The sequence below is a fragment of the Nonomuraea soli genome (assembly GCF_013761175.1).
Lineage (GTDB): Bacteria > Actinomycetota > Actinomycetes > Streptosporangiales > Streptosporangiaceae > Nonomuraea > Nonomuraea soli.
On record NZ_JACDUR010000005.1, the window covers coordinates 423,087 to 446,867 of the forward strand.

14 protein-coding genes are annotated in these 23,781 nt (G+C 71.6%); 5 read left to right on the forward strand and 9 right to left on the reverse strand.

All coding sequences use genetic code 11. The annotated features are described in order from the left end of the window. Positions 1-70: 70 nt before the first annotated feature. The 3 genes from HNR30_RS25490 to HNR30_RS25500 all read right to left on the reverse strand — a co-directional run bounded on the left by HNR30_RS25490 (position 71) and on the right by HNR30_RS25500 (position 2,119). A complete protein-coding gene (locus HNR30_RS25490; RefSeq protein WP_220133983.1) occupies positions 71-346 on the reverse strand; it encodes a DUF5988 family protein in 276 nt (91 codons plus the stop codon). Positions 347-422: 76 nt separating this feature from the next. Further along, a complete protein-coding gene (locus HNR30_RS25495; RefSeq protein WP_312894634.1) occupies positions 423-1,277 on the reverse strand; it encodes an ABC transporter permease in 855 nt (284 codons plus the stop codon). Beyond that, the gene (locus tag HNR30_RS25500) at positions 1,274-2,119 is read right to left on the reverse strand and encodes an ABC transporter ATP-binding protein (protein WP_181612548.1); all 846 of its coding nucleotides are present in this window, start codon (positions 2,117-2,119) and stop codon (positions 1,274-1,276) included. Before HNR30_RS25500 ends, HNR30_RS25495 begins: the two co-directional genes overlap by 4 nt. Positions 2,120-2,325: 206 nt before the next feature. Here HNR30_RS25500 and HNR30_RS25505 point away from each other — a divergent pair, with 206 nt between their 5' ends. The 5 genes from HNR30_RS25505 to HNR30_RS25525 all read left to right on the forward strand — a co-directional run bounded on the left by HNR30_RS25505 (position 2,326) and on the right by HNR30_RS25525 (position 8,191). Next, positions 2,326-3,042, forward strand: coding sequence for an ABC transporter ATP-binding protein (locus HNR30_RS25505; RefSeq protein WP_181612549.1), 717 nt, complete (start codon positions 2,326-2,328; stop codon positions 3,040-3,042). Continuing rightward, positions 3,039-3,761, forward strand: a complete 723-nt coding sequence (locus tag HNR30_RS25510; RefSeq protein ID WP_181612550.1) for an ABC transporter permease — start codon at positions 3,039-3,041, stop codon at positions 3,759-3,761. Before HNR30_RS25505 ends, HNR30_RS25510 begins: the two co-directional genes overlap by 4 nt. Beyond that, a complete protein-coding gene (locus HNR30_RS25515; protein WP_181612551.1) occupies positions 3,755-4,978 on the forward strand; it encodes a sensor histidine kinase in 1,224 nt (407 codons plus the stop codon). The genes HNR30_RS25510 and HNR30_RS25515 overlap by 7 nt, the downstream gene beginning before the upstream one ends. A gap of 3 nt (positions 4,979-4,981) precedes the next feature. Next, positions 4,982-5,617, forward strand: coding sequence for a response regulator (locus tag HNR30_RS25520; protein ID WP_181612552.1), 636 nt, complete (start codon positions 4,982-4,984; stop codon positions 5,615-5,617). A 105-nt stretch (positions 5,618-5,722) separates the two neighbouring features. Continuing rightward, positions 5,723-8,191 carry a PEP/pyruvate-binding domain-containing protein gene (locus HNR30_RS25525; protein ID WP_181612553.1) on the forward strand — a complete coding sequence of 823 codons (2,469 nt, stop codon included), beginning with the start codon at positions 5,723-5,725 and terminating at the stop codon, positions 8,189-8,191. A 101-nt stretch (positions 8,192-8,292) separates the two neighbouring features. On the opposite strand, the gene HNR30_RS25530 is transcribed toward HNR30_RS25525, so the two are convergent. The 6 genes from HNR30_RS25530 to HNR30_RS25555 are packed head-to-tail and all read right to left on the reverse strand — an operon-like array spanning position 8,293 to position 23,776. After that, complete coding sequence (locus tag HNR30_RS25530; protein ID WP_181612554.1) at positions 8,293-9,267, reverse strand: methyltransferase; 975 nt, start codon at positions 9,265-9,267, stop codon at positions 8,293-8,295. An 8-nt stretch (positions 9,268-9,275) separates the two neighbouring features. After that, on the reverse strand, positions 9,276-10,016 hold the full coding sequence (locus HNR30_RS25535) for a thioesterase II family protein (RefSeq protein WP_181612555.1): 741 nt from the start codon (positions 10,014-10,016) through the stop codon (positions 9,276-9,278). Further along, positions 10,013-11,047 (reverse strand): Gfo/Idh/MocA family oxidoreductase, encoded by a 1,035-nt coding sequence (locus HNR30_RS25540; protein ID WP_181612556.1) that lies wholly within the window; start codon positions 11,045-11,047, stop codon positions 10,013-10,015. Before HNR30_RS25540 ends, HNR30_RS25535 begins: the two co-directional genes overlap by 4 nt. Then, positions 11,044-12,108 (reverse strand): saccharopine dehydrogenase NADP-binding domain-containing protein, encoded by a 1,065-nt coding sequence (locus HNR30_RS48125; RefSeq protein ID WP_181612557.1) that lies wholly within the window; start codon positions 12,106-12,108, stop codon positions 11,044-11,046. Before HNR30_RS48125 ends, HNR30_RS25540 begins: the two co-directional genes overlap by 4 nt. Further along, the gene (locus tag HNR30_RS25550; protein ID WP_312894635.1) at positions 12,105-17,483 is read right to left on the reverse strand and encodes a non-ribosomal peptide synthetase; all 5,379 of its coding nucleotides are present in this window, start codon (positions 17,481-17,483) and stop codon (positions 12,105-12,107) included. Before HNR30_RS25550 ends, HNR30_RS48125 begins: the two co-directional genes overlap by 4 nt. Beyond that, positions 17,480-23,776 carry a non-ribosomal peptide synthetase gene (locus tag HNR30_RS25555; RefSeq protein ID WP_246379168.1) on the reverse strand — a complete coding sequence of 2,099 codons (6,297 nt, stop codon included), beginning with the start codon at positions 23,774-23,776 and terminating at the stop codon, positions 17,480-17,482. The genes HNR30_RS25550 and HNR30_RS25555 overlap by 4 nt, the downstream gene beginning before the upstream one ends. Between the last annotated feature and the right edge of the window lie 5 nt (positions 23,777-23,781).

Sequence of the window (23,781 nt, forward strand, 5' to 3'; positions counted from 1 at the left end):
GACCCCAAGGCGTCAAAAAAGCGCCGCGCCCACCTTTCAGCGGGGCGCGGCGCGCACGTTCTCTCGTGGATTACTCGGCGATTCTCGTCCTGGTCGTCCAGCGGTACACGACGCCCTGGCAGTCGCCTCCGACGTGGTAGTGCTCATCGGACCGCTCGAAATGCTCGTATCCACTGCGGTGCTGGATCTTCACCTTCTCGTCGAGATTGTCCAGCCTTCTGTAACGGGCACCCTCCGGGAAATCGGAAGGTCCGCCGAGAAGGAAGATGTTGACGTCGTAGGGACCGTTCTCCCAATTCGCGCAGTCCGCGATAGCCGTCGTGGCCGGGCTGGGGACAGGGGCCATGGGCACCTCCATGAATTAGCCTATGAATTGATTGGACAGCCATTTCCAGAGTGGTCCCATCCCCGACCTCCCCCTACTATCCGTCGTCCCTCGCGGTCCAGCGGAAAGTCTTCAGGCACAGGATGAGACCCAGCAGGCACCAGCCGCCGAGCGCCAGGGCGACCATGGGCAGCTCCCAGCTGCCGGCCGGCTCCAGGACCACCGCCTGCTCGGGCAGGAACACCGAGCGCATGCCCTGGGTCATCCACTTGAGGGGGAAGATCGACGCGAAGATCTGCAGGAAACCCGGCACGTCGGAGAAGGGGATGTAGACGCCGGAGCAGAACTGCACGATGAGGAAGGGAAGCGTGATCACGGCGTTGGCGCCCCGGGTGGACTTCGGAAGGCTGCCCGCCGCGATGCCGAGGAAGGTGCAGGAGATGCCGCCGAGGACGAGGACCCAGGTGAAGGTCAGCCACTGGTTGACGGTCGTGGGCAACGCCACGCCGAACATCAGGACTCCGACCGTGATCAGGAGCGCCACCTCGGCCAGCATGCACACGAGGACCTGGATGATCTTCCCGCCGAAGTAGGCGACACGCGGCATCGGCATGCCGTACAGGCGCTTGAGTGTCCCGTCGTGACGCTCAAGAGCGATGTTGATGCCCAGGTTCTGGAAGGAGGTGCCCATGATGCCGGCGCCGATCATGCCGGCGGTCAGGATCTGGGCGCCGGTGATCCCGGGAAGTCCGGCACGGCTCCCCGACATCGCACCCAGCAGCATCAGCATGATCGCCGGGAGCGAGAAGATGACGATGAACTGGCCCTTGGTGCGGAAGAAGCCCTTGAGCTCCATCGCGCCGCGTTTGAGTGCCAGCCGGGCGGCGGAGGGCAGCCTCGGTACCGGATCCGCCTCGATGTCGGTGGATCGCAGGGGCAGCGTTGTGGTCACGGATGTTCTCCGATCAGGCCGAGGTAGGTGTCTTCGAGAGTCGGCCGCGTCACGGTCAGATCGGGGATCTCCCCGTCGAACTGCGCGATGAGCTCGGCGACCACCTTGGTGGGCGACGAGGTCTTGATCCGGCGCTCCCCGTCAGGAGTGGACCAGCAGACCGTCGCCTCCGCCTCGGCCCGCCCGGCCAGCGTGGCCGGATCGCCGACCGCCACCACCCGGCCCGCGGCGATCACGCCCACCCGGTCGGCCAGCGCCTCCGCCTCGTCGAGGTAGTGGGTGGTCAGCACGATCGTGGTGCCCTCGCTGGCCAGCAAGGAGATCAGGCTCCAGAACTGGCGGCGCGCCTCGGGGTCGAACCCCGTGGTCGGCTCGTCGAGGAAGAGCAGCTCGGGACTGCCCACCACGCCCAGGGCCACGTCGACCCGGCGCCGCTGGCCTCCCGACAGGTTGCGGATGCGGGCATCGGCCTTGCCGGACAGGCCCACCAGCTCGATCACCGATTCGGGGTCGCGCGGCCGCGGAAAGTAGGTCGCGAAATGGTGCACGGTCTCACGGACGGTGAACTCCGCGGCGTCGGTGGCCGACTGCAGCACGATGCCGAGCTTGGACCGCCAGGTGCGCCCAGCCCGGCTGGGATCCTCACCAAGAACGCTGACCTCGCCGCCGTCGCGCCTGCGGTGACCCTCCAGGATCTCGACGGTGGTCGTCTTGCCGGCCCCGTTGGGACCCAGGAGCGCGAACACCTCGCCCCGGGCGATGTCCAGGTCGATACCGTCCACGGCGGTCACATCGCCGTACTTCTTGCGCAGCTCACGAACACGTACTGCTGTATCGCTCATGCTCCTTAGAGTTGGAGATGGCCGGGAAATGCGGTATTCACCCTTCGGCACCCCGCTCCTACGCCCTTCGATACCCCTACGGCGAGCGGCCCCTGGTCAGCACCCCCGAACCGGTCCGATCGGGGTGGGACCCCGATCGGGGCCGCCAACCCCCATCAACCAATCGGTGGATTCCAGAGTTCCGAGGCAGCCGCGATTCTCGAACCATGACAGTCATCGAAATCAACGGCCTGCAGAAGAGCTACAAAACGCACAGAGTGCTCGAGGACGTCACCCTGAAAGTCGAGAAGGGCGAGATCTTCGGCATCCTCGGCCCCAACGGAGCCGGCAAGACCACCGCGGTGGAGTGCATGTCCGGCCTGCGCAAGCCCGACGGCGGCACCCTGCGCGTGCTGGGGCTGGACCCGCAGACCCAGCGGGCCGAGCTGCTGCAGCGCATCGGCACGCAGCTGCAGGAAGCCGCGCTGCCCGACGCCATCAAGGTCGCGGAGGCGCTGCGCCTGTACGCCTCCTTCTACGACGAGCCCGCCGACTGGCGAGCCCTGATGGACGAGTGGGGGCTGACCGAGAAGCGGCGTGCCCGGTTCGGCAGCCTGTCCGGTGGCTGGAAGCAGCGCCTGTTCATCGCGCTGGCCCTGGTGGGCAACCCCGAGGTCGTCTTCCTCGACGAGCTGACCACCGGTCTCGACCCGGCGGCGCGCCGCATGACCTGGGGCCTGATCCGCGACATGCGCGACCGCGGCGTGACGGTCGTGCTCGTCACCCACTTCATGGACGAGGCGGAGGCGCTCTGCGACCGCATCGCCATCATCGACCGGGGCCAGGTCGTCCACGAGGGCACCCCGGGCGAACTCATCAGCAAGGGTCACACCAACTCGCTCGACGACGCTTACTTCGCACTCACCGAGAGGACCGTGTCATGAAGGGTCTTGGCAACGTCATCGCCATCGAGCTCAAGCTGGCCCTGCGCGACCCCATGGCCGCCTTCTTCGCCCTGGCCTTCCCCGCGGTCATCCTGTGGATGAAGATGCGCAACGGCGGCACGCTGCCGAGCGGCCTGCCGATCATCGAGGCGGTGGTCCCGATGCTCAGCGTCTTCGTCATCGGGCTGGCCTCGCTGGTGGTGCTGCCCGCCACGATGGCTCAGTACCGCGAGCGCCGGGTGCTCAAGCGGCTGCGCGCCACCCCTGCCTCCTCCACCATGATCTTCGGCGCGCAGTGGGCGGCGCACATGCTGCTGGCCGTGGTCGGCACGGCCGTGCTGGCCGTCATCGGCGTGTTCGCCTACAACCTGCAGGGCCCTGTCGACGTGCCGGGCATGGTCCTGGCCTGGGTGCTCGGAGCGCTCAGCCTCGGCGCCATCGGCCTGCTGATCGGCGCCCTGGTGCCCAGCGGCCGCGCCGCCACGGTCGTCGGCCTGGCCGTCTTCTTTCCCATGGTCTTCGTCTCCGGTGCCATGAGCGCCCGCGAGACCCTGCCGGAGTCGATGCGCTCGCTCGGCGACTGGACCCCCATGGCCCCCGCCGTCCAGGCGGTCCGCGCCGGATGGGAAGGCCACGCCGCCTCCCCTGTCACCCTGGCCGTCATGGCCGGCATCTTCATCGTGGCCAGTGCCGCTGCGTTGAAGGCCTACAGATGGTGACGAGCGCCGAGCCCGACGCCTCGCGCTGGGACCGCTCCTGGCCGGCTCTGCCGTACCTCTTCATCCTGCTCCCCACGGTCTTCTCCGTGCTGCAGGAATGGCAGCCGGAAGCAGCGGTCCTGGCGGCGTTCACGGCGGCGTGGCACTGGTTCATGGTCTCCTCCAGGTTCAGCCGCATCGATCGGCCCGCGGTGGCGGTCGGCTACTTCGTGGTGATGCTGGCCCTCGTCGCGGCGCTGATCAGGATCGACTCGCTGTTCACGGTGGCCGGTCTGGGCGCCTTCGTCCAGTCCTTCACCCTCCTGTCAGGACGGCTGGCCTACGTCGGCGTGGCCGCCACGGCGGCCGTGCTGGTCCTGGCCCGCCCCGAACCCCGCCCGGCCGCGGAGCTGGCCTTCTCCTTCCTGCTGGCGGTCCTCGTCGCCTCCACCGTCGGGCTCTTCATCCAGACCATCTCGCGGCAGAACCAGCAGCGTAAGGCGATGATCGCGCAGCTGAAGGCCAGCGGGGCGAAGATGGCGGCGCTGGCCGAGGAGAACTCCAACCTCCAGTCGCAGCTGCTGACCCGCGCCCGCGAGGCGGGAGTGCTCAGCGAGCGGCAGCGCATGGCCAGGGAGATCCACGACACGATCGCCCAGGGGCTGACCGCCATCCTCACGCAGCTGGAGGTGGCCGAGAACGTCATCGACGACGTGCCCGCCGCCCGATCCAGGCTCGACACCGTCCGCATGCTGGCCAGGGAGAGCCTCAACGAGGCGCGCCGGTCCGTGCTGGCGATGCGCCCCGCCCCGCTGGCCGACGCCCAGCTCGCGACCGCCCTCGAAGAGGTCGCGAACACCTGGTCGCAGACCGCCGGCATCCCGGCGCCCGTGTCGGTCACCGGGGAGGCCAGGCCGTTGCACGCCGAGGTGGAGATGACCATCCTGCGGGTGGCGCAGGAGGCGCTGGCCAACGTCGCCAAGCACGCCGACGCGGGCAGGGTGGCCGTCACACTGTCGTACATGGAAGACGTGGTGGTGCTCGACGTGCGCGACGACGGGCGCGGATTCGACCCTCAGGCGGTGGAGCCTTCTCCCGCCGGGGGATTCGGCCTCGTCTCGATGAGACAAAGGGTCACCCGTTTGGCCGGTGACTTCGAGATCGAGTCTGCCCCCGATCAAGGGACGGGCGTGTCTGCTACCGTGCCAGCCATCCCCGCCGACTCCAGAAACGCGTGAGGCATGCCGATTCGTATCATCGTCGTGGACGATCACCCCGTCGTCCGCGATGGTCTGCGCGAGATCTTCTCCACCGACGAAGCCTTCGAGGTCGTCGGCGAGGCCGCCGACGGGCCTGAGGCGCTGGCCCTGACCCGTCGCACCAATCCCGATCTCGTGCTCATGGACCTGCGCATGCCCAAGATGAGCGGGGCCGAGCTGATCCGCCGGCTGCGCGAGCAGAATCCCGGCATCAACGTGCTTGTTCTGACGACGTTCGACAACGACGGTGACGTCCTGCCCGCCATCGAGCAGGGGGCCACCGGATACCTGCTGAAGGACACTCCCCGCGTCGAGCTGCTGCGCGCCGCGCAGGCCGCCGCGCGGGGCGAGACGGTGCTGTCGCCCACCGTGGCCGGGGTGCTCCAGCAGAAGGTGCGCTCTCCCGGGCAGACGCTGAGCCGTCGCGAGCTGGAGGTGCTGGGGCTGATCGCCCGCGGCGCCACCAACCGCGAGGTCGCCGCCCGGCTGTTCATCACCGAGGCGACGGTCAAGACCCACCTGCTCCACATCTTCGGCAAGCTCGGGGTCAAGGACCGTGCTGCCGCCGTGGCCGCGGCCTACGAGACCGGCCTGCTCAAACGGGCTTCCGAGACCTGATTCTGGGGCGCCTAGGGGTGGGCCGCCCAGTCCCGAGATCCGTAGCGTGAACATGTCTGCCCTGTTCGCGAGCGGACAACCCCCGGGACGAATGGAGATGGGTCCATGAACACTCTTGCCCTGGCCGACCCGCGGGCCGATCTGCCGACCGTCGGAGGCAAGGGCGAGTCCCTGGCCCGCCTGGCCCGCGCCCGGTTACCTGTTCCGCCGGGCTTCCACATCACCACCTTCGCCTATCGCGCCTACGTCGAGCACCACGGCCTGCAGCAACGCATCCTGGCCGGCGACGCCGCGCAGATCGCGGGCCTGTTCGCCACCCACGAGATACCTCACGACATCGCCGACGACATCCGCGCCTCCTACCTCGCCATGGGTGACGAGCCGGCCGTGGCCGTCCGCTCGTCGGCGACCGCCGAGGACCTTCCGGGCATGTCGTTCGCCGGCCAGCAGGACACCTACCTCAACGTCCGCGGCGCCGACTCCCTGCTGGAGACGGTACGTCGCTGCTGGGCCTCCTTGTGGACCGAGCGCGCGGTGGCCTACCGCGAGCGCAACGGCGTCCCCCACGACGAGGTGGCGCTGGCCGTCGTGGTCCAGGAGCTGGTGCCCGCCGACGCCGCCGGGGTGATGTTCACCGACGACGGCGACCACCTGACCATCAACGCCGCCTGGGGTCTGGGCGAGGCCGTGGTCGGCGGCCTGGTCACGCCCGACACGATCACGTTGGACCGCGACGGCCTCACGGTCGTCGCGGAGAGCGTCGCCGAGAAGGACGTCATGACGGTCCGCGTCCCGGACGGCACCCGCGAGGCGCCGGTGCCCGAGGACGACCGCGGCAGGCCCGCCCTGTCGAAGGACCAGGCGGTACGGCTGGCGGAGCTGGGCATGGCCATCGAGGAGCTGTACGGCCACGCGGTGGACGTCGAATGGGCCATCCACCGGGCGCAGCCGTACATCCTGCAGGCCAGGCCCATCACCGGGCAGCGCGAGGTGTGGAACGACTCGCTCAGGGGCGACTACCTGTGGACCAACGGCAACCTGGGCGAGGCGATCCCCAGCGTGATGACGCCGTGCACGTGGTCGCTCGTGCGGGCGTTCATCGACGAGATCATGGTCGTGGGCGAGCTCGGCGGCCATCCCTACTGCGGCAACATCGGCGGCCGGGTCTATATGAACATGAGCCTGACCGCCTCGCTCGGCAGGGCGCTGGGCATGACCAGGAAGATCCGCGACGCCCAGGAGCCGGTGTACGGCAGGCTGCCGGAGGGGGTGGAGACGCCGCTGCTGCCGATGACGCGGTGGCAGACCCTCAAGGCGGCCAAGCCGATCATGGGCGGGCGGCGCGCCATCCAGCAGCTCGTCGACGTCATCCCCGAGTACGTCGCGTCGGCGACCGGCGTCACCGAGGCGCTGCGCGCCAAGATCGCCGTCAGCGACGATCTGCCCACGCTCTGGGAGAAGGAGATCGAGCCGCGGTTCCTGGAGTGCAACCGCATGCTCGCCGCCGCCGCCCGCCAGGACGCCGGTTCGCTGGTCTATCTCGGCGCGCGCCTGAACAAGCTGGTCGGCGAGGCCGACGCCTCCGTGCTGATGTCCGGGATCCAGGCCGGCGACGGCCGGCTGGAGAGCCTCGGGCCGCTGCTCGGGCTGGCCAGGTACAAGCGGGGCGAGATCACGCGCGAGGAGTACACCCGGCGCTACGGCCACCGCTGCCCGGACGAGTTCGAGGTCTCGGTGCCCAGGCCCGTGGAGGACCCCGGGTGGCTCGACCGGCAGATCGCCGGGCTCACCGTGGACCCGGGCGAGTTGCTGAAGCGCCAGGATGAGGCGAGCAGCGCCGCCTGGACCCGCTTCCGCGAGCGCCATCCGCGCCAGGCCGAGAAGTTCCGCCGCAAGATCGACCGCTGGGAGGCGATCGTCCGCTCCCGCGAGGAGACGCGCTCGGAGATGATGCGCGGTTTCTGGATGGTGCGTGACTTCGTCGTACGGGCCGGTCAGGTCAGCGGGCACGGCGACGACCTGTTCTTCCTGACGATGGAGGAGATCATCCAGGTGCTGCGCGGATCGCGCCGGCCGCTGTCGCAGGTGGCCAAGCGCCGGGCGACCCACGAGCTGTACTCGTCGCTCCCGCGCTATCCCGGGATCATCCGCGGCCGGTTCGATCCGGAGCGGTGGGCGGCCGACCCGAACCGGCGTGGCGACGTGTTCGACGCCGGGGCCGGGGTGGCTCCGCCCTCACGTGAGGTCACCGGCTTCCCCGGTGCGTCGGGTGTGGTGGAGGGCGTGGCCCGCGTGATCTTCTCCGTGGAGGAGGGCGAGCGGCTCGCGGAGGGCGAGATCCTGGTGACGACCGTGACGAACGTGGGCTGGACGTTGTTGTTCCCGCGTGCCGCCGCGGTGGTCACCGACATCGGCGCGCCGCTGTCGCACGCGGCCATCGTGGCCCGTGAGCTGGGCATCCCCGCCGTCGTCGGGACCAGGAACGCCACCATGCTCATCAGGGACGGCGACCTGCTCCGTGTCGACGGCAGCCAGGGCAGCGTGGAGGTCCTGCGGGTTCCCGCGACGGTCTGACCTCACGACCGTACGGCGAATGGCCGCGATCCCCGGGGATCGCGGCCATCGTCGTAGAAGCCGGGGTCAGCGGATCGCGGCCATCGTCGTAGAAGCCGGGGTCAGCGGGTGGCGGTGAGCAGGTGCATGCCCAGCGGCAGCTCGACCAGCTTGCCGGGGACCAGCCCCGCACCCTCCAGCAGCACGCGGTATTCCTCCTCGGTCCGCTCCCGCCCGCCGGTCATCACCATCATGTGCAGGTCGTAGGCGAGCGGCAGGTAGGTTGCCGCGGAGACGACCCGCTCGACGATCAGCAGCTGCGCGCCCTTGTCCATCGCCGCCGCGCAGGTGGCCAGCAGCCGGGCGCAGCGCTCGTCGTCCCAGTCGTGCAGGATGCGGGAGAGCAGGTAGACGTCGCCGCCGCGCGGGACCGACTCGAACAGGTCGCCCGCCACGAGCTCGCACCGGTCGAGCACCTCCATGCGCTCCAGGTGCGGCGGCGCGGCCGCCACGACCTCGGGGAGGTCGAACAGGACGCCGCGCGCCGCGGGGTGGTCGCGCAGGACGGCCGCGAGCAGCGCGCCGGTGCCGCCGGCCAGGTCCACGACCGTTCTGGCGCCGGAGAAGTCGTGGGCCACGGGGACCTCGCGGAAGAACGCGGCGCCCGCAGCCATGCCGGTGTTGAACACCGACGCCTTGTCGGGATCGTTCGCCAGGTGCGCGAAGACCGGCCTGCCGAAGACATGGTCGAAGGCGCGCTCGCCGGTGCGGAGGGTGTGCGTCAGGCCGCGCCAGGCGGTGCCGAAGTAGTCCTCGCCGTACAGGGCCGCCAGCGGGCCGAGCCTGTCCCGCTCCAGCATGGCTCCCATCGGGGTCAGCCCGTACCGGTCGTCGTCGTCGACGTCGACCAGCCCCACCCCCGCCAGCAGGCGCAGGAGGCGGTGCAACGATCCGGCGTGGGCGCCGACGCGGAGGGCCAGCTCCGCCGGGCGCAGGCGTTGCCCGGCCAGCGAGTCGGCGACGCCGAGCCGCACGGCGGCGAAGGTCGCCTCCGCGACCCAGCCGCCGGTCAGGATCCTCATCAGGTCGTGTTCCATCGTGGTCCTTAAGGGGTGGAGGGCCAGGACATGGAGACGGTGCGGAGCACGTGCGCGAGCACCTCGTCGCGGCGTGGCACGAGGTAGAAGTGGTCGCCGTCGAGCTCGCGTACGGCGAAGCGGCCGGAGGTCAGCTCTCCCCAGCGCGCGGCCTGCCCGGAGCTGACCTCGGGGTCACCGGCGCCCAGCATGGCGGTGACGGGACAGCTCAGCGTGCCGCCGGGGATGTGGGTGTAGTTCTGGTCGAGTCGGTAGTCGTTGCGCGCCACCGGCAGCGTCAGCTCCCTGATCACCGGATCGGCCAGGTGGGCGGCGTCCACGCCGCCGAGCCGTACCAGCTCCTCGACGAGGTCGTCGTCGGTCAGGAAGTCCTGGCCCGGCCGGTACTCGTGCGGCGCGTGCCGGCCCGAGGCGAACAGGTGCACCAGGCCGCGGCCGCGCCGTTCCAGCTCGCGGGCCACCTCGTAGGCGAGCAGGGCGCCCATGCTGTGCCCGAACAGCGCGACGGGCCGGTCGAGCAGGGGCGCCATGGCGTCGGCCACGAGCTTGGCGATGTGGTGGGCATCGTCGATCAGGGCGTCGGCGCGCCGGTCGGCACGGCCGGGATACTGCACCGCCCGCACCTCCACGGCGGGCGGCAGGTCGTGGTGCCAGGCGCGGAAGAAGGCCGCGGATCCGGCGGCGTGCGGGAAGCAGAACAGCCGCAGTCCCGCCCGCGGCCTGGGCTCGTAACAGTGGAACCACGTCATGAGATCTCCGCTGCGGACAGGGGTCGGGGGGCGCCCTGGACCAGCAGCTCGGGGCGGCCAAGGGCGGTGGTGGCGTCGAGCCAGAGCCGGCTGAGCGTCAGGTGGTACTGACCCTGGCGCAGCGGGTCGGCGCCCTGCGCGGCCGCGTCGCACAGCTCGCCCAGAGCCCGCCGGACCCCGTCCGGCCAGAGCGTTCCGACGATCTCGCGGAAGGTCGGCGCGCGCTCGGGCCCGAGGACGGTCGCGCTGGGCAGGCACAGATGCTCGGCTTCGATGTCGAACCGGTCGTCGGCGTCGCGGCCGACGTACATGCGCGGGCTCCACACCAGGGGGCCGTGCGTGTTGACCAGGGTGAGGTTGCCGCCCTCCGTCCCCAGGGTGATGCGGTGCAGCAGGTGGAGGTGGGCGTCGGGGTCGTTGGGCGCGATCTGGTTCTGCACCCGCAGCGTCAGCGGCACCCCGCCGATCGTGCCGGTGAGGCAGGTGAACGGGCCGGCCTGCGGGGCGGGCGCGAAGGCCCACGGCCGCAGCCCGCCGAGCGCGCGGCCGAGGATGTCGAAGAGCGCGTAGGCGACGTGCACGCTGCAGGCGGCGTCGATGTAGAGGGGCTGCTGGAGTGCGCGCAGCCTGCGGGCCGCCTCGACGAACCTGCGCACCGGCTCCAGGTGCACGTAGAGCGTGTTGATGTGGTGGATCGCTCCGGCCGAGCGGGCGGCGCGCAGGCAGCGGGCCAGCTCGTCGGCGTGCACGGGGTGCTCCTGGAGCACGTGGACGCCGCGCTCCAGCAGCGCCGTGGCCAACTCGCTGCCCTCTCCCCCGACGACGCCCGAGCGCACCACGACGCAGGCCAGGTCGGCGACCTCGGGCACCTGGTCCGGGTCGGTGAGCAGGGGTACGCCGTACTCCTTGGCGTACCCGGCCGAGCGGGGGCTGCCGCGGGCCAGGATGCCCGTCAGCTCGAACGGCCCGCCGGCCAGGGCGGACAGGTAGATCTGGCCGAACTTCGTGCCGCAGACCACGACCCGCTTCACAGCGCGCCCTCCTCGAAGGCCGGTTCGGCCAGGTCGATCATCGTGATCTCGTCGGAGACCTCGATCGTGGCCACGGAGGCCACGTCGGCCAGCACTCCTGCCGGGTCGAGCACGGCGTCGGCGTAGTGCAGGCCGGCCCCGACCTGCCCGGCGAGCACGGCGGCGGTGGCGTGCGCCACCACCGCCGCGGTGAGCGCGTAGGTGTCGGCGGTGCGCAGGGCCAGCGTGCGGGTGGCGCCTGAGCCGCTGAGCTGGAAGAGCAGCACGTAGTACGGCGTGCGCCCGGCCAGTTCGAGCTCGGCCACCCGGATGAGGTCGTCGGCGGAGACCGCGGTGCTGGCGGCGGCCATCATGCGCTCGCCGGTGACGACGTTGTACCAGCGTGCCTCCCGCAGCCCGAGCTCCCCGGCGACACGCGCCGCCTCGGTGCTCAGGTACGGGTAGGCGGTGACGGGCCCGTGGAAGAAGGGCAGCTCCACGCCGTGCGCCGGGGTGAGTGCCCGGGAGCGGGTGGCGCCGTCACGCCATACGGCCATGGCCTCGCCGTGGCCTTCCCGCCCGGCCAGCAGGACGTCCACGGCGGCCGCGGGGGTGAGCCGGTCCAGGCCGCCGGTGTAGACGTCGAGCCGGTCGGCCCCGCCGGGGGCGAAGCGCGCCAGGTGGCGCGGCAGCAGCCCGGTGAGGCCGGGCAGCATGCCGGCGGAGAACACGGCGACGGCCCCGGAGGGCTGCGATCCGTCGAGACGCTCGATGGCCGGGCCGTCGCCCGCGGCGTCGACGTAGTCGGCTCCGGCCAGGAACGCGGCTCGTGCCACGCGGTCGAGCAGCCGGTAGGAGGGGCCGGCGCAGTTGACCACGACGCTGCAGCCGCGGCAGAACCTGGCCAGGCTGGCCTCGTCGTAGGCGTCGACCTGCCACGCCTCGCCGTGCCCGGCCAGCTCCTCCTCGACGAAGCGGCGAGCCCGCCCGGCGTCGCGCCCGCCGACGCGGATCCCGTGCGGGGCCAGCAGCCGCGCCGCCGCGCCGCCGACCGCGCCGTACCCTCCGACGATCCCGATCATGACGGGTCGCCGGTGATCAGCCGGGCGACGCCCGGCGCGTTGGCCTGGTCCAGGCAGCTGAAGTGGTCGCCGGCGATGTCGACCACGTTCAGCCGGCCCAGGCAAAGCTCCTGCCAGAAGCCGGTCATGTCCGTCTGGAGGGTGGGCACGAGGTTGGTGACGCCGCTCTGGCGCAGGAAGGTGATGTCTCCGGCGTACGGCTCCGGCTCGTAGTGGGTGACGGCGGAGAAGCTCTGGCGGAAGACCCGGTAGGCCGGCTCCACCCGCTCGGGCGGCTGGCCCAGCGCGCGGGCGACGGCGGCCAGCCGGTCGCGGTGCGGCCGGTCGGCCAGGGCGGCGAATCCGCGGCCGATCCGCGCCAGTCCGGCGTCCGCGCCGGCGCCGAGGGCGGCCAGGCTGCCCTCCGGCACCTGGCCTGGCGTGGCCTCCTGAACGGCCAGCAGCGCTCTGGCCAGGTCTCCGTCCGGATAGCCGAGCCCGGTGGGGTCGAGCCCGCAGGCCTGGGCGAAGCCGTACTCCAGCATGAGCTCGTCGGTGATCCGGTAGGGGAAGCGCGAGCTGCTGATGACGGTGAGGTCGTCGACGGCCGCGCCGCTCTCGGTGAGCTGGCGGGCCAGCTCGGTGGCGATCAGCCCGCCCATGCAGTAGCCGACGACGCGTATCCGGCTCAGGCCCCGCTCCAGCAGCAGCCGCGTGTAGGCGCCCGCGAGCGTCGACGCGGCTTCGGCCGGGTCGAGCTCCAGGTAGAGCTCGGCGTCGTCGATCGCCAGGCCGTACAGGTCGGTGCCTGCCAGTTCCCTGATCAGCGCCCGGTAGGGGGTGAGGGTCCCGGTGCCGTCGTGGACCAGCACGCGGGCCGGGCCGTCGCCTTCCGACAGGTGGACCAGCGAGCCCGCGCGCCCACGGGTCCGGCCGGACGCGCGGTCCTCGCCCGCCTGGCGGAGGTGGGCTGCCAGCGCGGCGATGGTCGGCTGGTTGACCAGCTGGCGGACCAGGCTGTCCCAGTAGAAGCCGTCGGCCTCCGGCATCTCCTCGCGCACGCGGCCGGCCAGCCGCGTGACCAGCAGGGAGTCGCCGCCGAGTGCGAAGAAGTCCTGGTCGCGGCCGACGCGCGGCAGGCCGAGCAGCTCGGCCCACAACGCGGCCAGGCGGCGCTCGAGGTCGTCGCGCGCCTCCTCACCGGCAGGGGCGGCCTCGCCCGACGCCCGGGGCAGCAGGGCCGCCAGCCGGGCTCTGTCGATCTTGCCGTTGGAGGTCAGGGGCAGCTCGTCCACGACCTGGAAGTGGGCGGGGATCATGTAGTCGGGCAGGCGTTCGGCCATGAAGGCTCGCAGCTCGCCCTGGTCCAGGTGCTCGCGGTCGTCGGGGAAGCGGGCGGCGAAGACGCACTGTCCCAGCTGGGCCAGCGGGCCGTCTGGCTCGGGCAGGCAGGTCATGGTGGTGGCGCCGGAGTCGGCCAGGAGGTCGAGCCATTCCTCGCGGGTGATGAAGGTGCGATCCCGGCCCCGCCGTACGTCGTCGTAGTCGCGGGGGTTCATGAGGAACTCCATCGAGCTCATGATCTGGACGTGCTCGCGGGTGGTCTCGATGAACACCAGCCAGCCGCCCGGCACGAGCAGCTCGCGGAAACGCCGCAGGACGGCGTTCGCGTCCTGGGAGTTGTGCAGGACGTTGGCGCAGAGGATGACCTCGAAGGAGTTGGGCTCGTAACCCTGGGCGCGGTAGTCGGCGTTGATGTCGAACAGGCCGTAGCGCACCCACGGATGGTCGGCGAAGTGCTCGGCCGCCCGGGCCAGGAAGAACCTGGACAGGTCGGTGAACAGGTAGTCGACGCGGTGCCCTGCCAGCTCGGGGATCAGTTCGGCACTGGTGCCCCCGACGCCCGCGCCCGCCTCCAGGATGCGCAGCGGGCCCCCGGTGTGCTGCTCGGCGACGCGGCCGATCACGGCTCGCACGATGCGGTTGACGTAGCGGCTGAGGACGTTGTCCTTGTAGGCGCCCTCCGCCGTCTCGACCCCGGCCTCGGGAAACAGCAGGTCGCGGGCGTCGAGCTCGCCGCGCAGCAGTTCGGGCAGATGCGCGGTGCTGACGCGCAGGAATCCGATCAGCTCGGCGCCGTAGTCGAGCCGCTCCGTCAGCTCCTCGACGCGGCGCCACAGGACGGCGGTGTCGGCCGGGGCGCGCAGGCCCCGGTAGCGTCCTGAAGGATCACGGTCGAGGTGGCCGCGCTCGTGCAGCGCGGTGAGCCAGCGCCTGACCAGGCGGTGGTGGTCGGGTTTGACCCGGGCCGCGTCGAGGATCTCGGCCAGCTCGTGCCCGGGACCGGCCTCGTCGGCGAACAGCCCGGCGGTGCGCAGCGTGCCGGCCATGGCGGACAGCGCGATCTCGTCGAGTGTCCCGGCCACCTCACTCACGCCCGCCAGGTCGACTCCGGCGATCGTCGCCCGCGCCGCCTCGCGCGCCGCCGCGTCGACGTCGGGTGCCGGGTGACGCTCCGTCTTGGGTACGGCTCGCGCGAAGGCGACCAGGCGCCGTTCCAGGGGACGGTCCCCCTCGACGATCACCGTCCCGGCGGCGACGGCGGGGTGGGCCTGCAGCGCGCTCTCCACCTCGGCGAGCTCGATGCGGTGGCCGCGGATCTTGACCTGGGAGTCCTCGCGGCCAAGGAACTCGATGGTGCCGTCGGGCCGGTAGCGGCCCAGGTCGCCGGTGCGGTAGAGGCGCTCGCCCCGGTGGTGGACGAAACGTTCCGCGGTCTTGGCCTCGTCGCCGAGATAGCCCAGGGCCAGGCCCGCACCGCCGATGTACAGCTCGCCCGGCACCCAGTCAGGGCTCGGCCGCAGGTGGGAGTCGTAGACGTGGAAGCTCTGGTTGGCCAGCGGCCTGCCGTACGGGATGCTGGGCCATCCGGGCAGGTCGGCGCCGATGGGGTGGTAGATCGACCAGATCGCGGCCTCGGTCGCGCCGCCCAGGCTGACGAGTCGCAGGCCGGGCAGGCGCCGCCGCACCCGGCCGGGCAGCGCCAGCGGGATCCAGTCGCCGGAGAGCAGGGCCAGGCGCAGCGCCGGCAGCTCCACGTGGGGTTCGGCCTCCAGGTAGTCCTGGAGCATCTGCAGTTGCGCGGGCACCGAGTTCCAGACGGTGATCGCGTGCTCGGCGGCCAGCGCGGCCCAGTGGGAGGGGTCGCCGCGGCGCAGGGCGTCGGGCAGCACGAGTGCGGCTCCGGTGGCCAGGGTGCCGAAGACGTCGTAGACCGACAGGTCGAAGCCGAGCGCGGCCAGGCCGAGCACGCGGTCCTGGGCGCCGACGCCGAAGCGGGAGCTGATGTCGTCGATGGTGTTGCGGGCCGCCCGGTGGCTGATCACCACGCCCTTGGGGGCGCCGGTCGAGCCCGAGGTGTAGATGACGTACGCCGGTTCGTCCGGGTCGCGCCCGATCGGCGGGGCGGTGGCCGTGGTGGCGGTGGTGGGCAGCCGGTCGACCGCGATCCAGCCCTCCTCGGCCTGCCACGACTGGGTGAGCACCAGACGTGCGGAGGCGTCGGCGAGGATGCGGTCGCGCCGTGACTTGGGCTGGCCGGTGTCGATCGGCAGGTAGACGCCCGCCGCCAGCAGCGTGCCGAGGACCGCGACGACCTGCTCGATCCCCTTGTCCATGACGACGGCGACGATCTCGCCGGGCGAGTGCCCGGCGTCGAGCAGGGCTCGTGCCACTCCTCTCGCGCGTTCCAGGAGCTCGCCGTAGGTGAGGGTGGTGGCGCCGATGACGGCGACGCGCTCGGGCGTGCGCAGCGCCTGGGCGACCACCTCGTCGTGGAGCAGGCCGGTGGGCAGCGGGGCGGCGGTCCGGTTGACCTCGGCGCGGCGGCTCGCCTGGGCGGCGGGCAGCTCGACGGGCGACACGCTCGTCCACGTCTCCTGGTCGGTGAGGCGGGTGAGCAGGCCGCCGAAGGCGGTGAACATGTCGTCCACCAGCGCGTCGGGCAGCACTCCCGCGCGGACGTCCCAGTTGATCAGCAGGGCTCCGGCGTGCTCCTTGACCTGGCAGTCGATCCACACCTGGGGGGTCTGGCTGATGCCGTACACCGGTTCGCCCTGCTCGGCCTCGGTCTGGCCGATGCCGATGGCGCTGGTGAACACCACGGGCATCAGCCCGGCGTCCCGGCCGCGCCTGCGGACCAGCTCGCGGATGACCTCCACGCCGCCGCAGCGGCGGTGTTCGAGGTCGGTGAAGAGCTGCGCGCCGATGGCGGCGGCCCTGGCGGCGAACGGAGCGTCGGGCGTGGTGTCGACGGCGAGCAGGTTGAGTGAGGTGAAGTCGCCCACGACCCGGTCGATCTGGGGGTGCAGGGGCGGGCGGTCCAGCAGCGTCAGGTTGAGGGTGAAGGCGGGCCTGCGGCTCCACCTTCCGACGACCTCGGCGTAGGCGGCGAGCACGGCCTGCGACGGGGTGAGCCCGGCGGCCGCGGCGCGTGCCCGCAGCTGCGCCCACTCCTGCGGCTGGAGGGTGGTCTCCCAGCGGGTGAACCTGGCGGCCGTGTCCTGTCCGAGGACCGGCAGTTCCGGCGCGGGCGGGAGCTCGTCGATGCGGGACCACCAGTAGGAGCGGTCGCGGTCGTACCTGCTGCTGTCGCGCTGGGCACGCAGGCCCAGCACGCAGTCGCGGAAGCTGACCGGCACCGGCGGCAGGTCGGCGTCCGGGTCGCCGATCAGCCGGTTGAGCTCGGCCAGGAGCAACTGGATGCTGACGTAGTCGGCGATGAGCAGGTCGATCGAGGCGTGCAGCAGGTCGGCGGTGTCGGTGCGAGTGATCCGCAGTTCGAACAGCGGCCAGGTGCCGGCGGGGTAGACCTTGTGCGCCATCTCCTCGCGGACCGCGGCCAGTCCTTCCCGCGGGTCCACGCCGCGCAGGTCGCTGACGAGGATGTCGTAGGCGGGCACCTGGTCCAGGACGTTCTGGTGCCCTTCCGGGTGGATCACGGCGCGCAGCATGTCGTGGCGCTCGACCAGGGTGCGCCACGCCCGCTGGGCCCTGCCCGGGTCGAGGCTGGCGTAGGCCACCTCGACGTAGCCGTGACAGGCCACGCCGCCGTAGCCGAAGGCGTCGTTGCGGCCGATCAGGTAGGCCTGCTGGATGTCGGTGAGCGGGAAGGGGTCCAGGCGCCGTTCCGGTTCCGGCCGCACGGTCTGGGAGGCCGATTCGCGGCGCAGTTGCTCAAGGATCTCGGGTTTGGCTTCCTGGAGGAGGGCGCGCCGGTCTTCGGTGAGCGCTCCCTTGGGGGCGCGGAAGCGCAGCCGGCCGTCCTCCTCCCACAATCTGATGCCGGCCGACTCCATGTCGGCGATCAGTCCGCGTGCGGCGGGTGCGTGGGTCACAGCTCGCCCTCTTCCGTGTCGTGGTCGTCGTCGATCGAGAGGGCACAGTCGGCGATGGTGGGCGCGGCGAAGAAACGCCGCAGCGTCACCTCCACGCCGAGCCGCTGCCGGGCGATCTCCGCGAAGCGGGTGGCGAGCAGGGAGTCGCCGCCCAGGGCGAAGAAGCTCTGGCTGCGTCCGGGTTCCGGGATCTCCAGCAGGTCGGCCCAGATGGCGGCGAGCCGCTGTTCCAGTCCTGGTCTCGGGGGGTCGTCGTCGGGTGGGGGCGCCTGGCCCGCGTCGAGAGCGGATCGGTTGATCTTGCCGTTGGCGGTCAGCGGGAGCTGCTCCAGCGGCGTGATCGAAGGCGGGACCGCGTGGGCGGGCAGCCGGTCGGCCAGGAACGCCCGCAGATCGTCGGGATCGAGGCCGGACGGGGTGACGAACGCGGCCAGGCGACGCTGCCTGCGCTCGCCCACCGCCACCACCACCGCCCGGTCCACCAGCGGATGAGCCTCCAAAGCCGCCTCGACCTCGCCCAGCTCCAGGCGATGGCCGCGGATCTTCACCTGGTGATCGGCGCGACCCAGGAACTCCAGCGTCCCGTCCGGCCAGTACCGGCCCAGATCACCCGTGCGATACCAGCGCTGCCCGCCGTACTCCACGAACTTGGCCGCCGTCGTCACCGCATCACCCCGGTAACCGCGCGCCACCCCCGCTCCGCCGATCCACGACTCCCCCGCCACCCAGTCCGGGCAGTCCCGGCCCCGGCCGTCGACCACCCGGAAACACTGGTTACGCAACGGCAGACCATAGGGAACCGACGACCAGTGCGCCGGGACGTGGCTCACCTCCCACGCGTTCGACCAGATCGCCGCCTCCGTCGCACCGCCCAGCGCCACCAGCCGGCACCCGGCCGGCAGGCGGGCGTGCAGGTCCAGCCCCACCCAGTCACCCGACACCAGCGCCAGTCTGAGCCGGGAGGGAAGGTCGTCCGTGGCCGACAGGAGCATTTCGAGCAGGGTGGGGACGCTGTTCCACACGGTCACGCCGTGGTCGGTGCACAGCTGGGCCCAGCGTTGCGGGTCGCGCCGTTCGTCCTCGCCGATCAGCACCACCGCCCCGCCCACCGACAGCAGACCGAACAGGTCATAGACCGACAGGTCGAAGTCGAGGGCCGAGACCGCCAGCACCCGATCGTCGGCGCCCACACCCCAGCGGGCGTTGACCTCGGCGACCGTGTTCATCGCCGCCCGATGCGACACCTCCACACCCTTCGGCACACCCGTCGAACCCGACGTGAAGATCACGTAGGCGGAGGAGTCCGGGGCTACGTTGACCGGCTGTTCGAGCGGGGTGCCGTCAGGCAGGTCGGTGAGGACGTGCACCACTCCGGCGCGCTCCAGGATCGACTCCCTGCGGGCGGGCGGCTGATCGACGCCGACCGGCACATAGACGCCGCCGGCGGCCAGCACCCCCAGCACCGCCACCACCTGATCCACCCCCTTGGGCAGCACCACCCCGACCGCGTCACCCGGCCGCACACCCGCAGCGCTCAGGGAACCGGCCACCGCCAGCGCCCGATCCGCCAGCTCGCCGTACGACACCGTGACGTCGTCGCCGGCCAACGCGGTGCGGTACGGCTCGCGGGCGGCCACGGTGAAGAACCCACCGTGCAGGGTGACGTCGGGCAGCGGACCCGCGGTGTCGTTGACCTGTTCGCGTACGGCCCGCTGGCCGGAGGGCAGCAGGGCGGGAACGGGCTCCGCCCAGTCCCCCGCAGCGAGCCACTCCAGCAGGTCCAGGTGGGCGCCGAACATCGCGTCGAGCACGCCGGGCGCGAACAGCTCCTCCACCGCGTCCCAGCGCACGAGCAGCTCGCCGCCGATCTCGGCCACCTGGTAGTCGAGCCAGACCTGCGGCGTCTGGGAGATGCCCCAGACCTGCTCGGCGAAGCCCGGTCCGGTGGCGCCGTCGGCGACGCCCAGCATGCTGGTGAAGACGATGGGCATGGCCATGTCGATCGCGCCCGAGCGCCTGGCCAGCTCGCGCATCACCCACACGGCCGACACCTCGCCGTGCTCGAGGCCGCGCCAGACCTCTTCCTGCAGGCGGCGCGCGCTGTCCAGCCACGCCGAACCCGACTGGTAGCCGACGAGCATGAGCGAGGTGAAGTCGCCCAGGACGCGGTGGATGTCGGGGTGCACCTCGCGGCGGTCGAACAGGGTGAGGTTGAGTGTCAGGTCGGGCTGGGCACTCCAGGCGGACAGGATCTCGCCGAAGGCCGAGGCCAGCACCGTGGAAGCCGTCAGGTCGTGCTTCCTGGCCAGCTCGGACACCCGCTTCCAGGCGGGCGCGGCCAGCCTGACCTCGCGGCGCACGAACCGGGGCCGCTCGATCATGCTCGGGTCGACGCGCAGCGGCGGCCGCGGGGCCGGGGGCAGCTCGGGCAGGCGTCCGCTCCAGTAGGCCTCGGCCGCCTCGACGACGGCGCGGTCGGGGTTCATGCCGAGCACGTAGTCGCGGAAGGACACCTCGACCGGCGGCAGCGTGGTGGTGGGGTCGCGGTAGAGCAGGTCGAGCTCGGCGAAGAACGTCATCGTGCTGAGCGCGTCGAGGATGATGTTGTCGAAGCTGACGCCCAGCCGGACCCTGCCGTCGTACACGGCCGCCCGCGCGTCGAACAGCGGCCAGACGGCGGGGTCGAAGACCTGGTGCGACATCTGCTCGCGAAGCCGCTCCGGGCTGTCGGCCAGGGCGATGGTGAAGGCGGGCACCTCGGGCAGGATGCGCTGGGAGCCGTCGGCGTCGAAGACGGCACGCAACATCTCGTGCCGCTCGATCAGCAGGTTCCACGCCGTCCGCAGCCGGTCGAGGTCGATGTCGCCGTCGAACTCGGTGTAGAAGTGGCAGCCGACGCCGCCGAGCGTGAAGTGCTCGGCGCGGCCGAGCCAGTAGGCCCGCTGCACCTCGGTCGGGGGGAAGGGGTCGTGACGGTGGCCGGGGTCGGCCTTCAGCGTGGCGGGCGCCTGGGTGTGCGCCTGGTCCAGGGTGAGGGTCGCGGCGAAGTCAGCCAGGACGGGCGAGTCGAAGAGCGTGGTGAGCTTGGCGCCGGAGGCCTGCGCGGCGCGCAGCCGGGCGATCATCCGGGTGGCGAGCAGGGAGTCGCCGCCGAGGGCGAAGAAGTTGTCGGCCCGGTGCACGGCGGGGATCTCCAGCAGGTCCGCCCAGATCCCGGCGAGCAGTGTCTCGGCGGCGCCGGCGGGCCGCTCCCCGGCCTCTGCGACGGGAACGTTCTCCAGGCCTTCCAGGGCCGAGCGGTTGATCTTGCCGTTGGCGGTCAGCGGGAGCTGCTCCAGCGGCGTGATCGAAGGCGGCACGGCATGGGCGGGCAGGCGGTCGGCCAGGAACGCCCGCAGATCGTCGGGATCCAGCCCGGACGGGGTGACGAACGCGGCCAGGCGACGCTGCCTGCGCTCGCCCACCGCCACCACCACCGCCCGGTCCACCAGCGGATGAGCCTCCAAAGCCGCCTCGACCTCGCCCAGCTCCAGGCGATGGCCGCGGATCTTCACCTGGTGATCGGCGCGGCCCAGGAACTCCAGCGTCCCGTCCGGCCAGTACCGGCCCAGATCACCCGTGCGATACCAGCGCTGCCCGCCGTACTCCACGAACTTGGCCGCCGTCGTCACCGCATCACCCCGGTAACCGCGCGCCACCCCCGCTCCGCCGATCCACAACTCCCCCGGAACCCAGTCCGGGCAGTCCCGGCCCCGCCCGTCGACCACCCGGAAACACTGGTTACGCAACGGCAGACCATAGGGAACCGACGACCAGTGCGCCGGAACGTGGCTCACCTCCCACGCGTTCGACCAGATCGCCGCCTCCGTCGCACCGCCCAGCGCCACCAGCCGGCACCCGGCCGGCAGGCGGGCGTGCAGGTCCAGCCCCACCCAGTCACCCGACACCAGCGCCAGGCGTAAGGACGCCGGGACCCGCTCGGCCGCCGACAGCAGCATCTCCAGCAGCGTGGGCACGCTGTTCCAGATCGTGACCCCGTGCCTGACGCAGAGCTGGGCCCACCGCTGGGCGTCGCGCCGTTCGTCCTCGCCGATCAGCACCACCGCCCCGCCCACCGACAGCAGACCGAACAGGTCATACACCGACAGGTCGAAGTCGAGGGCCGAGACCGCCAGCACCCGATCGTCAGCGCCCACACCCCAGCGGGCGTTGACCTCGGCGACCGTGTTCATCGCCGCCCGATGCGACACCTCCACGCCCTTCGGCACACCCGTCGAACCCGACGTGAAGATCACATAGGCGGAGGAGTCCGCGGACACCCCCACGGGCCGCTCCAGCGGCGGGCCCTCGGGGATCTTGTCGAGGACGTGGGTCACGCCCGCCCGTTCCAGCATTGACTCCCTGCGGGCGGGCGGCTGATCGACGCCGACCGGCACATAGACGCCTCCGGCGGCCAGCACCCCCAGCACCGCCACCACCTGATCCACCCCCTTGGGCAGCACCACCCCGACCGCGTCACCCGGCCGCACACCCGCAGCGCTCAGCGAACCGGCCACCGCCAGCGCCCGATCCGCCAGCTCGCCGTACGACACCGTGACGTCGTCGCCGACCAGCGCGGTCCTTCCCGGCTGGTTGGCGGCCCAGGCGAACAAGCCCGTGTGCAGGAGGCACTCGGGCACCGGACCAGCGGTGTGGTTGACCGTCTCGCGGACGAACTCCTGCTCCATCGGCAGCATGACGGGCGCGCAGGTCTCCCAGTCGCCCGCGGCCAGCCAGTCCAGCAGGCGGCCGTAGGCGTCGAACATCGTGTCCAGCACGCCCGGCGCGAACAGCTCCTCCACCGCGTCCCACGCCAGGTGGAGCCCATGGTCGTACTCGTTGATCTGGTGGTCGAGCCAGACCTGCGGCGTCTGGGTGATCATCCATCCGGGGTCGCCGAACGCCTGGCGGACCGCTGGCACGATCAGCTCCGTGCCCAGGTTGCAGGCGAAGACCACCGGAGCTCCGGTGTGCTCGCCCTCGCGGGCCAGGTCGCGCAGGACCTCGACGCCCGAGTAGCCGGTGTGCCGGGCGTCGGCGCGGAACCTGGCCTGCAGAGCCCTGGCCCGCTCGGCGAACGGCAGGTCCGCCGACAGGTCGGCGGACAGCAGGATCAGGTTGGTGAAGTCGGCCACCATGCCCGACACGTCGGGATGCACGGTCTCGTCGCGGTCGAACAGCGGCACGTTGATCAGGAAGCGCGGCTCGCCGCTCCACGCGGCGAGGACCTCGCAGTACGCGGCGGCCAGCACCATGGCCGGGGTGAGCCCTTTGGCACGGGCCTGCGACTCGATGCGCCGCCACGCGCCCAGCGGCAACCACCGTTCCCTGCGCGCGAACCGCGGCCTGGTGATCAGGCTCGGGTCTACCGCGAGCGGCAACTGCGGCGCTCCGGGCAGCTCGGCCAGGCGTCCGCGCCAGTACGCCTTGTCCTTCGCGTGCTCGCGCGAGCGTTCCGCCTCGCGGGCGGCCAGATAGCGGGGGAAGGAGCAGGCCGGCGGCGCGGGCATGGCCGCCGGGTCCAGGTAGAGCAGCGCCAGGTCCTTCAGCAGGATCTGCAGGCCCAGCACGTCGGCGACGAGGAAGTCCACCTCGAAGTGGATCCGGCGACGGCCACCCGGCAGCAGCGACAGCTGCACGTCGAAGACCTCACCGCGCGAGGCGTCGAACCGGCGGTGCGACAGCCGCTCCCGCAGGTGCTCGGCGCCCTCGTCGTCGAGTTCGCGCACCGTCAGGCCGGGCCACGGGCTGCTGTCCATGATCTGCTGGGTGCCGTCGTCGTTGAAGCGTGCGCGCAACATGCCGTGCCGGTCGATCAGCGCGCGCACGGCCCGCTCCAGCCTTTCCGGATCGACGTCCGAGCCGTCGAACTCCAGATAGGCGTGGCAGCCGACCCCGCCGACGACCTGGCCGTCCGCGCGGCCGATCCAGTACGCGAGCTGGACCGGGGTGAGCTGGAACGGAGCACGCTCGTCCACCTCCGGCAGCACCGTCGCGGGAGCGGCGGGCGCCAGCCGCGCGGCGGCCAGCGCCCACCAGGCCTGGAGTGTGAACTCCTCGGCCAGTTCCGCGAAGGCGATGCGGGCTCCCGCACGCCGCCAGCGCCCCGCCAGGCGCATGGCCCGGAGCGAGTCCAGGCCCAGGCCGACCAGATCGGCGTCGTTGCCGATCTCGGCGGGAGAGAGGGCGAGTTGATCGGCGATGTCAGCGCGCATCGACTCCATCGTCAAGACGCCGGCTGCGATCTCATTCATGTTCG